Below are 14,118 nucleotides of genomic sequence, written 5' to 3'. Positions count from 1 at the left end.
TATATCGGTTGGCGGCGCACCACTGGAGGTTTTAAAAGAATACATCAGGAATCAGGAAAAGCCGTCCTAGAAGGACGGGGCTTGAATCCCATCATTTTCGGTCAATGCTGCCAAAGTTATTCTAAGTCGTGCAAACACTACCGGAGGGCATCCGGGAAGTAACGCTAGTGGAGTTGTTGCCTCTACCTCTGTTGGTCGCAAGACCTGCAAAGGCAAGCAACGACAGCGGAGCTAGAATCCCCTGCATTCTACGCATGGGGAGTGTCACAGATGCACGCTTGGGAGCGCAGATCGATGTTACGGATGTTGTCAGGTTTTTTTACAAAAGTTTATACTCCAGCCCAAAGCCATTCATAAAATTACAACAACCAAGTTTGCGGGCATAGGGTATGGGTCATCGGGCATTGGCGATCGATCGCTGTTGAGCGCGATCGCAACCCTTTGCCCGATATCCTCAGTCTTCATGATCTTCAAACGGATCGCCCAATTCCTTAGAAGGAGGCCCGAAAGCCGTATAAATTGAAAAGCCGGTGATCGCAATCACAACAACGGCGATGGAAATGCTAAGAACTGTTGCAGGTTCCATAAGTCTGGTAAATTATGAGTCTTATTCATTTATAATATTACGGAACGTAACAAATTTGCCAAGTAACCCTAGACGCAAGTCGTGGGGTAACATGGTTTCTGCTTCACCCGCACTGTGGTACAACACACATAGTATTCAGATTCGTTTTAGGTGAGACATGGCACAAAGGACTTTGTTGGGAGATATTCTCAAACCTCTAAACTCGGAATATGGTAAAGTTGCTCCCGGTTGGGGCACCACGCCGCTGATGGGTGTTTTCATGGTGTTATTTTTCGTCTTTTTGTTGATTATTTTGCAGATCTTCAATTCCTCGCTGATCCTCGATACTTTCAAGGTAGACTGGAGAAGCCTCGGTAGCTAATCTGCCCGCGATCGACAGAGATAATAGATGGATTTTTAGCTTACCCGGGTTGACCGGGTTTTTTTTGCTAGGAGTGGCTGCTAAATTTTTTCAGGCTCCCCAGGAGGTATTTTTGTGAACATCTTTGGTATCGGTCTGCCGGAAATGGCGGTGATTTTGGTTTTAGCTCTATTGATATTTGGCCCGAAAAAGTTACCAGAAATCGGTCGCAGTTTGGGTAAGGCGATTCGCGGTTTTCAGGAAGCGTCGAAGGACTTTGAGAACGAGTTTAAGCGGGAAGCGCAGCAGATAGAGCAAGCGGTAAAATCGGCGGCACCTCCACAATCTGAGCAAGTGGCTACAGCCAACTCAGAAAATAATGTGGCGACTTCGACGAAACAAAGTTAAAGTTAAGGTGTTAGATGCGATGAAGTCGGCAGAATCTGCACCCGCGTTAGCGATCCCGCAGTTGATTGTAGGTTTGGGGAATCCAGAGCCGAAATACGAGCAAACGCGACATAATATTGGTTTTACGGCTGTCGATGCCCTCTGCCGTTGCTGGCAAATTTCTTTATCGGAAAATCGCAAGTTTCAGGCATTGTTCGGGGAAGGTCGCAGTCCTACAGGAGAAAAAATCCGTCTCATCAAACCTCTAACTTACATGAATCGTTCGGGACAGGCGATTCGATCGGTGACGGATTGGTTTAAGCTGCCTCCGGAATCGGTGCTGGTAATTTATGATGAGATGGATTTGCCCTTGGGAAAAATTCGTCTGCGCTTATCTGGTTCTGCTGGGGGACACAACGGTATGAAGTCGGCGATCGCTCATCTCGGTACGCAAAACTTTCCCCGTTTGCGAATTGGCATCGGCAAACCGAATGTAGCGGCTACTCAAGATAAAGATGCTATTTCCCATGTTCTGGGTAAATTTTCAGATCCAGAAACGCAACTAATTTCTGATGTCCTCCAACTTGTCGTGCAGTCGGTAGAGCTCAGCCTCAAGCAAGGAGTTGAAAAGGCAATGAGTCTCTACAATAACCGCACGGTGGGAGCGATCGACACACCCAACAACTAAATCGCGAGCGATGTCCGGCTGACCCCCCTGGGGTTAACCGGACATCTATGCTCTCGTGACAATAGGGTCGTTTAGCTAGGCAGACAACAACTCTTTATCTCATCCGCTTCTTGCGTCGAGCTGCCGTTGCCTTACGTTTGCGCTTCTCCAGCGGCGTTTCAAAGTGACGATGATTCTTGACATCAGCCAAGATACCCGCTCTTGAAACTTGACGTTTGAATCGACGTAAAGCCGATTCGAGTCCTTCATTTTCCCCTAAGACCACTTGGGTCATTCTTGCTACTCCGCTCTACAACACTGAATAAATTACCCCACCATGCTAACGCCAGTAAGGGTTCTATTGAACGCTTTCGACCAAGAAAAATCGGATGCAAACCCCCTCCTTCCAGGACGGCTTTTCTGGGATATCATAGTTAATGTAGAGCCGTTCCACCTCAAATGATGGTTTTAGACCCATGTTTGTAGATGTGGATTCGTCTTAGATAGAGATTGGAACGCCGTTATCAATATCCTGAAATGACGCTTGAGTACGGTAGGGCATACCGGAACTTGGATGATTGATCCGAACGCTTCGGGAGATTCAATCCCTACTCTGATTGGAGCAATCCTGTCTCTTGCAAGTTGAGTCTACGAACGAAGAATTTTCGCCCTTCTAGGGCGGAGAGTGTCAAGAACAGCATTTTTGCAATTACCTTTTCATTGGCTTTCTGTCAAACCGACTAGGAGAGTGGGGAAGTCAAAAGTCAAAATTCCTCCCTCTCCCTCTTCCCTCTCCCTGTTCTTTTTGACTTTTAACTTTTAACTTTTAACTTTTGACTTTTGACTTCAGCCTTGTTACCTACCGAGTTGGTTAAGGTAGGAGAGGTCTACCGAACCAAAATGGATACTGAGCGCAACGTTTAAATTTTCGAGAGCTTGAATCAGCCACATAACAGCGGCTCCAGAGTCAGACTCGTAGTGGTTAAATAGAATGGAAAACCGCTTTTCTAAATAAGGCTTGACTTTCCGACACAGCAGCACAATTTTCAACAATAAACCCATTGTGATGTTGATACCTACATTTGCAACTAGATCTATAAAGACAAAGTGTTGAGGTTGCTGCGGGCTATTAACCACTAAAAAGTTTAACAAATGGCTACAGGTTCTAATTAACAAAAATTCGTTCAGTTGTTGCGAATCATTATGAGAAAGAATAGTTTGCAGATGCGTATGTAGTTTTTTATTAAACTGCCGTTTACCGTATTCGGGATCGATCGAGCTAACCAGATATGAGTAGAGGTCGTTTTTAAAGGAGCGAAAGGAAGGCGTTCTGCTACTGTGAGTCAAAAAGGTTTGGGCTAGGTCGCGATATGTATAATTCCCTTCTGCTCTACCAGCATATTGTTTAATAGCACCGAAAAGTTCTTGGTCGCTCAGTAAAGTTGGATTTTTTACTGGTGGTATAATTATCTTTGAAGCATTCTGCGGTTGTTTGCGAGCTAACTGACTCCGCCGCACCTGGTAGGTGACGTACTGAGACAATCCAATTTCAAATTGTGCTTGCGCTTGAGCTTGTATTTGTCGGATCGTTTGTTGATGTTCGGAAGTACTGTCTTCGCTCAAAAGACAATGCTCGTACAAATACGGATACCGACGAATTAACGAGCCCAAAGTTTTAGTTTTTGCTTCGCTTTTCACTTCTGCGGTTTTACTCATTACCTGAGCCAAACGTCGCAGGGTTAAATACTGTTCGCTGTCAACAAAAAGCTTATTCAGTTCTTGCAAGCGCCTGACAGAGCGAGAGCGGACAGAATGCGTTCCGCCTGTCCTGGTAGGCGTTTCCTCAAACAAGTCAATCAATTCTGGTATTGCTGCTTGGTGTTGGGGGTGCATTTGCCAGCGGTTGATCAAAATATGGCAGCAACGATTGAGGACAAATTTGAATTCTTGCTCGGCTTGCTTGGAACTGACAATTCGATCGAGCAAAGATATAATTTCGCTATCCTGATACCCCACACCGTCAATAAACAAACTGCGAAAGCGCTCGATCGCACGATCTGGGGATTCCACCTGTGCCCAGTGGAGTAAATGTTTGTATAATTGTTGCTCTTCCGGGCGTACTTGCCTCGTATATGGGTCTTTCCAGGCAGTCACTTCGCTCACCTCTTCCTTACCTGGCCGTAAATTTTTCGGCTACTAGAGAACTTAAATCCTCCATAATTAGCAATTACACTATATTTCACTATGGCTGACCGCTGAAGGGGATAGGAGTAAAATCATTCTCTAGAGAGATGCTGTTGCTCTTTAGTTACTTGATTCAGCCTTACCCTTTTTGATTGATTTTCCAACTTGTCTGAGTATAATCGCTTATCTCCATTTTTCCTCAATCTTAGTAATGAAATATAGGAGCTAACTGTGACTTACATCACCTAAATAAGCTGATTTTACATCGTCTTAATTTAAGAGCCGCTGCCTGCGATCGTGTCAACAGTTGGCATTCATAAAAGATTTTCAGGTTTGCCATCAACAGTCAAGGGGCTATAACCCCCTGTGTTTGTTGTCACTATACACCTAACTATATTTAAAATAGCTCAGTATTTTACTTTACACTCAGGTACTAAATTAAGATACAAACAAAAAATGTGGATTTTTTGTAAAGATTCTGTTAAGGTACGGGCTGTTGCTCGAAACTCACTCAGATAGCCTATCATGCCTCGCGCCACCATTGCCCAATTGTCTGAAATTCTGGCTCTTTCGCCCAAAAATTTATCTGAAAAAGCTCTGGCGACACTGGCAACGGGTATTTCAACGGATACGCGCAGCCTGATGCCGGGAGAAGTCTTCCTGGCGCTGCGGGGAGAAAATTTTGATGGGCATAAATTTGTCCGATCTGCGGTTGAAAAAGGAGCGATCGCCATCATTACAGAGCGGGATGTCGATGACAAGTTACCAGCAGATTTCCCGGAACTGCGAGTGGCAGACACCCTCAAAGCTTACCAAGCGATCGCCAGCTGGTGGCGCGATCGATTTCCCATTCCTGTCATCGCCGTAACCGGATCTTTTGGCAAAACTACGACAAAAGAACTGATTGCGGCAGTTTTATCCACCAAAGGGCGCGTTCTCAAAACCCAGGCAAACTACAATAACGAGATCGGCGTACCCAAAACGCTGCTGGAACTGGGGCCAGAACATGACTTTGCTGTGATTGAAATGGCAATGCGGGGTAGGGGACAAATTGCAGAACTGACACAAATAGCACATCCTACTATCGGTGTAATTACGAATGTGGGTACGGCACATATAGGCATATTGGGCACGGAGGAAGCGATCGCCCAAGCGAAGTGCGAGTTACTTGCCGAAATCTCTCCCACGGCAGTTGCTATTCTCAATCAGGATAATTGTTTGCTGATGGAAACTGCTGCTACCGTCTGGCAAGGGCAAACAATAACTTATGGATTAGAAGGGGGAGATTTACGCGGGGAACTGATTAACTTGGAAACTCTGAGAGTGGAAGGATTAGAATTTCCCCTACCTTTACCCGGACGCCATAATGCACAAAATTATTTAGCTGCTTTGGCGGTAGCTAAAGTACTTCAAATCGATCGCACACCGTTAACTGCCGGTTTGTCGGTGACTTTACCAGAAGGAAGGGCTAAACGTTACGAATTGCCTAACGATATTGTAATTTTGGATGAAACTTACAATGCCGGGTTAGAGTCGATGCTGGCGGCGCTAAACTTGCTGGCGCAGACACCGGGTCAACGCCATATCGCTGTGCTAGGTACGATGAAAGAATTGGGTGAGAAATCCTCACAATTGCACCGCCAAGTCGGTGCGAAGGCGCGAGAGTTGAATCTCGACGCTTTGCTGATTTTAGCAGACGATCCGCAAGCCGAAGCGATCGCCCAAGGAGCCGAGCCTTTGCCATCGGAATGCTTTAAGACGCACGCAGATGTGGTGAAACGTTTGAAAGAGGTTGTCAGAGAAGGCGATCGCATTCTCTTTAAAGCTTCTCATTCCGTGGGACTCGATCGCGTTGTCAATGAGTTTCGGCAACTGGAAATTGGTCATTAATCATTTGACCTCTCCAAAAATTCTTGTGGGGTAGGCATCCTGCCTGCCCTTTGAGATTCTTTTTATCACCCCTGTAATAAATTAGAGAAGTGGATCGGATCGCGGATGCCAATGAAACCGAAAGAGACCGATTTTAGGTTCATAAAGATTAACCTACTTGGCATAAAGCTGATTAAACAGTACAAACTCTTCAACATTTTTCTATAATTTATACTCAAGTTGCTAGTTAAGGGTATAAACATGGGTAAAAAACTAGATATAATTATTATTGTCGATGTCGAAGCGACTTGCTGGTCAGAGTCGCCACCACCAGGTCAAGAAAATGAAATTATCGAAATCGGTATTTGCACATTAGATATTGCTACGGGAAAACGACTGGAAAAAGAAAGTATTTTAGTAAAACCGGAACGATCGACTGTCAGCGAGTTTTGCACTCAATTGACTACATTAACTCAGGCGCAAGTAGATACGGGAATTTCCTTTGCCGAAGCTTGTGCTATGCTCAAACAAAAATATTTATCGCATCAGCGAGTTTGGGCAAGCTATGGCGATTACGATAGACGACAATTTGAAAGACAGTGCCAATCTCGTCAGATTAGCTATCCTTTCGGCACAAGGCATATTAATGTGAAAACGCTGTTTGCGATCGTTCATGGTTTGTCGATCGAAGTTGGTATGGACGAAGCTTTGCAGTTACTTAATCTACCCCTGGAAGGTACGCATCATCGCGGCGGAGATGATGCTTGGAATATCGCGGCGATATTTTCTGAGTTGCTATTGAAACGCCCAATTCAGAAATAATATCGTGTCCGGTTGGATCGGTGTTGTAAGGCTGATACGAAAGATTATCTGTGGGGATTAGGGGTTAAATTTTTACCGCAGATGTAAGCAGATAAACGCAGATGAACACAGATAAAAAATCAGATAAAAAATCAGATAAGAAATTAGATAAAAAGGGATTTTTATGGAACCGATTTTACCGGACATGATATAAGGAATTACAATGGCAATTTTCAATTTCTATTTCTTTGTCTGTTATTTCTTCGCCACTCTTCTGCAAATCTACCCGCTCTTCTAGGGGGAGAAAGGGAGGGTTTGCTTTGCTGTTCTGCTGTTGTGCGATCGCTATTTTCCGATGTGGCAGAAACTGACTCTAACAGGGGCTCTCGATTCATTCGCGCTGCGTGGTTGAATAGATCGGGCATAAGCTTGACTAAACTTAGGTCAATCTCGTTCAAGTTAACATCGCTCAAAATTGCACCTGTTAGATTGGTCTGATACAAGTTGGCTGACTTCAAATTAACCTGACTCAAGTCGGCACTATTCAAGATAGTATTCCTGAGATTGGCATTTTCGACATTGGCACTGGTTAAGTTGGCATTGGTGAGGATAGCACCTTGCAAATTGGTATTAAACAGATAAGCATTAATCAATTTTGAATTTGTCAGGTTAGCATTGGTCAAGTTAGCCATAGTCAGGATAGTTTTACTGAGGTCGGCATTAGCTACTTTGGCATTAGTTAGATCGGCTTGACTGAGGTTAGCTCCTGTTAAATCGGTGCGGTTGAGGATAGCTCCATTCAGCTTAGCGCCAACGAGGGTACAAGCAGCCATATAAGCACTTTTGAGGTTGGCATTATTGAGGATGGCATTCCTGAGAGTGGCTTCGCCTAAATAAGCTTCGCTCAAGTCCGCACCTGTGAGGTTAGCGCTTTCTAAGTTGGCAGTTTCCAAATTAGCTTTGGTTAATTTGGCGGCTGTGAGGTTGGCACCTCTTAAATCGGCCATACTCAGATTAGATTCGATGAGGACAGCTTCGGTTAAAAAGGCACCACTGAGGTTGGCTTCTCGTAAGTCAACTTCTCTGAGTCTGGCACCTCGGAGTCTGGCATTTTTTAAATTTGCGCCTCTGAGGTTAGCTCCCCTGACCATAGCATTTCTCATTTTGGCTTCTTGCAGGTCGGTTACTTCTAGGTTGGCACTTCTGAGGACGGTCTGCTGTAGTTCGGCACCGCGTAGCTTGGCACCCCGCAAGTCAGCACCTTCCAGCATAGCACCGGCTAAGTTGGCACCGGTGAGGTCGGCACCTCGAAAGTTGCCGCCTCTAAGGTCTACATTCTTGAGATCGCATTTGGGACACTGATTTGTGGCGAGTAATTGTTTGATATGTTCTGGTTTGGCAGCTTGTGAGGGAGCTGTCCAGCAAAAGGGAAGTATTAAAATGGCGATCGCAAAGATTTTTCGTTGCATTTTCAGTTCAATCTAAAATCTAAAATCCAAAATCTAAACTCGATCGCTTTGTTGTCAATGTATTATACAAGATGCTGTTAACATTGCTTCCGTCTTTAGGCGGAAACCGATCGAGATGTGGATCGCAATTTCGATCGATCAGTAGCTGAACTGCATCGGCAGTAATGGGCTGAGAGAAATAATACCCTTGGCCGCGATCGCACCGAAGTGCTTGCAGTTGAGATAGTTGTTCGGCGGTTTCGATGCCTTCAGCAGTTACGCTCAGGTGCAGGGCTTTTGCAAAAGCGATTACTGCATGGACGATCGCCGTATCTTCGCGATTGTAACCCAATCCCTTGATGAACGAGCGATCGATTTTGAGAGTATCTACAGGAAAGCGTTTGAGGTAACTCAGGGCAGAAAAACCGGTGCCAAAATCATCGATCGCCAACTGTATGCCCAAATTTTTTAGTTTATACAAAGTGGCAATGGTGGCATCTCCTTGCTCCATCATCATACTTTCAGTAATTTCCAACTTCAAATTCTGGGGCGCAAGCTCGATCCGAGCGAGGATCTGGGCAATTTTATCCTCTAATTGGGGTTGTTGGAATTGTTTGGCGGAGAGGTTGACACTCACAGTTAATGGGGCACGATCGGGGTAGCGTAAATGCCAATATTTTGCCTGACGGCAAGCTGTTTCCAGAACCCACTCCCCAATGGGCAGGATCAACCCGGTTTCTTCTGCTAGGGGGATAAACTTAGCCGGCGAAATCAGACCGATGCGGGGATGTTCCCAGCGTACCAAAGCTTCCAGTCCTACGATCGTACCGTTTTCCAACTCGACGATCGGTTGGTAGTAAAGCTTAAACTCTTGAAGCTCGATGGCACGGCGCAGATCGGTTGCCAGTTGCAAGCGCTCAAAAGCGCGAGAATCCATATCCGGCTTAAAAATTGTATAGCGAGATTTACCGTTTTTCTTAGATTGATACATGGCAGCATCGGCATTGCGGAGTAGATCTTCGCTACGTTCGTAACCGGAAGTACAGAAGGAAATCCCTATGCTGCTGCTGATGAATACTTCGCGCCCTTCCAGGTTGAATGGGGTTTGCAGTTGGTCTAAGATTCGTTCTGCTGTATGAGTGGCATCGCTCTCGTCAATTATGTCTTTAAGCAAGATGGTAAATTCATCGCCACCGAGACGGGCGACTACATCGATCGATCGCACACAAGATTTGAGACGCTGACTGACGGCAATCAGCAGTTGGTCTCCTGCTTTGTGTCCCAGGCTATCGTTGATCACCTTAAAGCCGTCCAAGTCCAAAAACAGCACAGCAACTGAAGACTTGTGTCGAATCATCGCAGTCAAAACTCGGTCTAGCTCGTTCAAAAATAAACCACGGTTTGGTAATTTGGTCAAGGGGTCCTGGAATGCCCGATCGGTTAGTTCGGTCAGTTGAATTTCCAGTTGCTCGGCTAGGTGGTTAATTGCTGCTCCTAAGTCGTTTAGTTCCTGAATTTTACCGGACGCTACCCGTCGAAAGTAGTTCCCCCGCACGATGTCGCCGGTAGCGGCGACCATAACTTTTAGGGGTTTGGCAATGTCTTGAGCGAGGACGAAGATGAACCACAACAGGGCGAGTGCCTGTACTAAAGTGCAAAACAGGGCGATCGCATAGCGCTGCTTGGAATGTAAAACTAAATCTTTAATGGGAACCAGAGCGACGAATAAACAGTTGTTACCTAGTGATTTGGCTGTGATGCGGAAGTTGTAGGGAGCTAAGTCTCGGTTGAGCTGCGCTAGCTTGTTTCTCGTGAGGTTATGTTTGTTTAGCAAGCGCCTCACATCAGCTTGCTTGATGGTGGTAGTGAGCAGTTTGCCTTCGCGGAACAGTGCCAACTCTACGCCATTACGCTCTTGGATTTGGTCGAGAGCTTTGTCCTTTAGTGTAGTACCGACCAACACTACCCCGATAATGCGTCCAGATATTTTAATTGGGGCTGATGCTAATACGATCAAGCCGTGACGACCGATCGTCACTGTAGAGGTAGTTTGTCCGGATAAAGCAGTTTTGACGAGGGGTTTTTCGAGCTGGTCGGTTTCTGGTAAGTTTAAATCCATCATTTCCCGACTGTTTTTCGTCCATATATCAATTCCCCCTACCCCCAATTTCTGCCGCACAGGCGTAACTATTTTAGTTAAGGCAACCTTGTCGCCGCGTTGGACTGCTTGGGGTAAACCATTTTCGTCTGCCAGCAGATGGGCAAAGATTTCTTTCGATCGTCTTTTTTCTTCCAGCGATTTGAGGATTCCTTCCAGGACTGTGGTTCCTCGCTGGTTGACTAAAAGCTCTAGTTGCTTGCTGATGGAGAGGTTTGAGAAGACGCCTTGACCGATCGCTGCTGCTAATACTGATGCGATCGGCACTAGCAAGCGAGTCTGAAGTCCCCAGGAACGAGGTTTCGTGTTTAACCGAAGCATAGCTGTAAGCCTCCAAAGATTTTTCGGCCTGACGCTTCCCGCACAAAAAGCTTTCGCAACGCGAACAAAATATTACGGCGGTAAATAAAGCTGATTGCAATCTTCCAGATAGATTTTGGTAGCATACGGCACTCGATATTTAACGATGACACTGTTTAAACTGTGAAATAAAGTCAACTACTTTTTTGTAATTTATTTGCCAAATTAATCTGAAATTATTGCTATTTTTATTAGCATACTATCGATTTTAACGCTAACAATCCAAAATATTTTATCGGTTTTATGCTCATATTAGCTTGATAAAACTTTTGCAAAAGTGATTTTTTAATTATTTTTTGACTGTGGCAAGCAAAAATTAATAGATATTAGCAATCTCTAACTATGCTCGCTCTACCATTAGGGTATGTGACATATTCCCGATATTTTAGACGCGCAACGCCTCTGTTAGGACAGAATAAGAAATCCGAATTTATTACCCCCTTTATAAGGAACTGCTCCAGACGCATAGGGCGCTCCAGAGAAGAAAAAGAGGATAACGGGGTAGCTAAACTGGATTTCGTATAACCTATTTTTGAGTTAGTATCTGTCTGTAAACAGAACTGTCGTCAGTTTAAGTCACAAAAGTGAAAATGTCGTGAATAAAGCTATACCTAAAAATTTTTGTCTATAAATAATTACTTGATATGATTTATACATTAAATACGTAAAATCCTCTTGTTTTTCACCTCATAGGTCTGGGCAGACACATGGGTCTGCCCAGACCTACCCGCTTTTCCTAAATGCCGTGGCTTTTGCCAATTACCCAATGACGGCGGAAAAATCGAGCTAAAGCAGATTCCTCTAAAGCTAAATAGATAGGGCGACCGTGGGGACAAGTGCGCGGATGGCGCGTGTACTGCCATTGTTCTAAGAGAGTTTGCATTTGCGGTAGCGTTAGAGGAGTACCGTTGCGGATGGCAGTGCGACAGGCAACGGCGACTTGCGCGGTTTGCAAGTCACCCCCTAAACTGAGTTCTAGGAGAGCGTTTGCACAATCTTCTCGCTTTGCTAGCAGTTCGGGTACGGTGCGTACTGCCCACATTTGTTCGCCAAAGGTTTCGATTTCTAAGCCAATGCGTTGCAGTTGTTCGACTTGGGCAGGTGATAAATTGGTAAGTACGATCGGCGGTTGAACTGGTACGAGCTGCCAAGCGGAACATATTTGCTCGTATATTACGCGCTCGTGGGCGATGTGTTGCTCTACTAACCAAACGCCGGCTGGATGTTCGGCGACAATATAAGTGTTGTGAATTTGGCTAACGGCACGCAGTTCCATCAGTCCAATATCATCTTTAGGGGATGAAACTGGTGATATAGAACGATTGACGTTGTAATTGCTTTTGTTTTCGGCGGCGGTCAGCAATTTACCCACTCTCTCGCTGTGGGCGGCTTCGGGAAGATTGGCTACACTGATTTGCAAAGCTCGATCGATCGCTTGGGTAACTTGTTGCTGCCAGTAATTTATTGAGTGCAAGTAGATTTCTGCTTTGGCGGGATGGCGATTCCAGTCAATTCGATCGGGCGAAATTTGCAGGTGCAGGAAACAGATGGGGTAGCGATCGCGCGGTAATGTACGCTGAAATGATGCCAGTATAGTTTGTTCGAGTTCCGGCGACTTCACCATTCGTCCGTTTGTCGCCACTCGCACCCAGTCGGGACGACGGCGATGACATCTGTCTGGAAGACCGAGAACTAATTCTAAGGATTGGGTACTCAGGGGTAGAGGAGAATTTACATCTAAATTTCCTCCCTCATCTTTAAGAGTTTCCAATTCCAACTTCAATTGCTGCAAGTCGCTTAAATGGATGTCGCGCAGGATTTGGGGGAGAATTTGTTGTGGAGTATCGCCAGGACTGATGGTAAACCATTGGCGATCGTTTTGTTGCACTTGCCAGGTAACCTGGGGGTGACAGAGGGCGATTTGGTGAATTGTCGCTTGGACGGCTTTGAGCTGTTGTGCGGCTGGTGGTAATCCCTGACGGCGGACAGTCCAAGTTCCGAAGATGTTGGCGGCGGTGACGATCGTTCCGGATGCGATCGCAATTGCTTGTTCGATCGCCGGTTCCCCCAACCCATCATACAGAATTCGCCACCCTTGCGTACCGTCAGCAGTGCGACTGCAAATCTCCAATTCAGATAGTTGCGCTAAACTGTGCAACGCTTCGCCGCGAAATCCCAGACTGGTAATTTTCCACAAATCTTCGCAGCGACGGATTTTGCTGGTGCTGTGGGCAGTTGCTGCCAATCGCAAGTCGTCTAAATCCATGCCACATCCATTATCTGCCACTCGCACTCGCCATTGTTCCGGCCAAAGGGAAATGGTGATGCGCGTTGCATTGGCATCGAGGGCGTTTTCTACCAGTTCTCGCACAACAGCTGCCAGAGAGTCAATTACCTCACCGGCGGCGATGAGGTGTACGACTTCTGCGGGTAGGAATTGGATGGGGGAAGGCATGGTAGGAAGTCAAAAGTTAAAAGTCAAAAGTCAAAAAAAAGAAGCTAACATAGAGAGTTTGGTGGAATTAAAAAGATTCATTATGCTTAGGGGTTGCTATAAAGATTTTTTGGTAACCAAAAAACAAAATGAGCTTTAAAGCCAGGTTTTGATTTTATATCATGTCCGGTTACATCGGGAGCGTCAAAAATTTGCGATCGCATCTGTGTTCATCTGTGTTTATCTATTTTCATCTGTGGTTAAAATTTAACCACAGATTCGGTGCAGACAATCCTTAAATCATTCTTACACGCTCGATGCTACGGGACACGATTTTACCCGCTCGTCTGCATTGCCGAGAATCCCCCACTATAATCTTTGATTTGGTAGTGGAGGATGTCAAAAAATGTGGCAAATATCCACATTTTTTTGAATTAAAGACATTTATAAACCCAACTTTTTTCGGATTGCATCTTCTTTCTCTCTGAATCCGACAAGTACAGCTATGCCATCTTTAACGAATAGCGGACGTTTCAGCAGCATCGCATCTAGGGCAAATGCTTCAATCCATCGATCGTCTGTCCAAGAGTTCTTTACTTCGCCTAACGATCGATAGGACTGTCCGGATGTGTTTCGCATCGGTTTCGATCCCAAAGCTTTCACCCAATCAACTAACATTTCGCGAGTGGGCGGATTTTCTTTTGTGTTGATAAATTCGTACTCGATGCTGTTATCTTCAAGCCATTTTAAGGCTTTTTTGCAGGTTCCGCAGTTGGGTATTCCGTAAACTTTGAGCGACATATATTTAGGGGTTAGGGGATAGGGATTAGGGGCTAGGGGAAGAAATAGGGGCTAGGGGTTAGGGGTTAGGGGTTAGGGTAAGA

The 14,118-nt window shown here is 45.5% G+C and carries 12 protein-coding genes and 2 pseudogenes; 7 read left to right on the top strand and 7 right to left on the bottom strand.

Annotated elements, in window-relative coordinates; genetic code table 11:
* Positions 1-70, top strand: a pseudogene (locus H6G03_RS39875) (IS200/IS605 family transposase); the annotation flags it as partial.
* A gap of 384 nt (positions 71-454) precedes the next feature.
* Here the strand turns inward: H6G03_RS39875 and psbN are convergent.
* A complete protein-coding gene (gene psbN / locus H6G03_RS26915; protein WP_190471319.1) occupies positions 455-586 on the bottom strand; it encodes a photosystem II reaction center protein PsbN in 132 nt (43 codons plus the stop codon).
* Between the two features lie 157 nt (positions 587-743).
* On the opposite strand from psbN, the gene psbH reads away from it, so the two are divergent.
* The 3 genes from psbH to pth all read left to right on the top strand — a co-directional run bounded on the left by psbH (position 744) and on the right by pth (position 2,001).
* Complete coding sequence (gene psbH, locus H6G03_RS26910; RefSeq protein ID WP_190471316.1) at positions 744-947, top strand: photosystem II reaction center phosphoprotein PsbH; 204 nt, start codon at positions 744-746, stop codon at positions 945-947.
* 114 nt (positions 948-1,061) lie between these two features.
* Positions 1,062-1,334 carry a TatA/E family twin arginine-targeting protein translocase gene (locus tag H6G03_RS26905; RefSeq protein WP_190471313.1) on the top strand — a complete coding sequence of 91 codons (273 nt, stop codon included), beginning with the start codon at positions 1,062-1,064 and terminating at the stop codon, positions 1,332-1,334.
* Positions 1,335-1,353: 19 nt separating this feature from the next.
* Entirely contained in the window at positions 1,354-2,001 is a 648-nt protein-coding gene (pth, locus tag H6G03_RS26900; protein WP_190471331.1) for an aminoacyl-tRNA hydrolase, read from the top strand.
* A gap of 94 nt (positions 2,002-2,095) precedes the next feature.
* Here pth and rpsU read toward each other — a convergent pair whose 3' ends face one another.
* Entirely contained in the window at positions 2,096-2,275 is a 180-nt protein-coding gene (rpsU, locus tag H6G03_RS26895) for a 30S ribosomal protein S21 (RefSeq protein ID WP_190471310.1), read from the bottom strand.
* Between the two features lie 177 nt (positions 2,276-2,452).
* Between rpsU and H6G03_RS26890 the strand changes: the two are divergent.
* Positions 2,453-2,657 (top strand): annotated as a pseudogene (locus H6G03_RS26890) (RNA-guided endonuclease TnpB family protein); the annotation flags it as partial.
* 178 nt (positions 2,658-2,835) lie between these two features.
* Here H6G03_RS26890 and H6G03_RS26885 read toward each other — a convergent pair.
* The gene (locus H6G03_RS26885) at positions 2,836-4,134 is read right to left on the bottom strand and encodes a hypothetical protein (protein WP_190471308.1); all 1,299 of its coding nucleotides are present in this window, start codon (positions 4,132-4,134) and stop codon (positions 2,836-2,838) included.
* 555 nt (positions 4,135-4,689) lie between these two features.
* Here H6G03_RS26885 and H6G03_RS26880 point away from each other — a divergent pair.
* Both H6G03_RS26880 and H6G03_RS26875 read left to right on the top strand, forming a co-directional pair.
* A complete protein-coding gene (locus tag H6G03_RS26880; RefSeq protein ID WP_199315503.1) occupies positions 4,690-6,054 on the top strand; it encodes a UDP-N-acetylmuramoyl-tripeptide--D-alanyl-D-alanine ligase in 1,365 nt (454 codons plus the stop codon).
* A 240-nt stretch (positions 6,055-6,294) separates the two neighbouring features.
* Positions 6,295-6,855, top strand: a complete 561-nt coding sequence (locus H6G03_RS26875; RefSeq protein ID WP_190471304.1) for a 3'-5' exonuclease — start codon at positions 6,295-6,297, stop codon at positions 6,853-6,855.
* Positions 6,856-7,067: 212 nt separating this feature from the next.
* On the opposite strand, the gene H6G03_RS26870 is transcribed toward H6G03_RS26875, so the two are convergent.
* From H6G03_RS26870 to H6G03_RS26855, 4 genes are all read right to left on the bottom strand, one after another.
* Positions 7,068-8,303, bottom strand: a complete 1,236-nt coding sequence (locus tag H6G03_RS26870; RefSeq protein ID WP_190471300.1) for a pentapeptide repeat-containing protein — start codon at positions 8,301-8,303, stop codon at positions 7,068-7,070.
* Positions 8,304-8,322: 19 nt separating this feature from the next.
* Positions 8,323-10,761, bottom strand: coding sequence for a putative bifunctional diguanylate cyclase/phosphodiesterase (locus H6G03_RS26865; RefSeq protein WP_190471298.1), 2,439 nt, complete (start codon positions 10,759-10,761; stop codon positions 8,323-8,325).
* A 775-nt stretch (positions 10,762-11,536) separates the two neighbouring features.
* Positions 11,537-13,255 carry a DNA mismatch repair endonuclease MutL gene (gene mutL, locus H6G03_RS26860; protein ID WP_190471294.1) on the bottom strand — a complete coding sequence of 573 codons (1,719 nt, stop codon included), beginning with the start codon at positions 13,253-13,255 and terminating at the stop codon, positions 11,537-11,539.
* 423 nt (positions 13,256-13,678) lie between these two features.
* Positions 13,679-14,035 carry a Spx/MgsR family RNA polymerase-binding regulatory protein gene (locus tag H6G03_RS26855; RefSeq protein WP_190471291.1) on the bottom strand — a complete coding sequence of 119 codons (357 nt, stop codon included), beginning with the start codon at positions 14,033-14,035 and terminating at the stop codon, positions 13,679-13,681.
* Positions 14,036-14,118: the final 83 nt, after the last annotated feature.

The sequence above is a fragment of the Aerosakkonema funiforme FACHB-1375 genome (assembly GCF_014696265.1).
GTDB classification, from domain to species: domain Bacteria; phylum Cyanobacteriota; class Cyanobacteriia; order Cyanobacteriales; family Aerosakkonemataceae; genus Aerosakkonema; species Aerosakkonema funiforme_A.
Note: the sequence above shows the minus strand (reverse complement) of the source record. Positions and strands in the feature narration are given on the sequence as shown.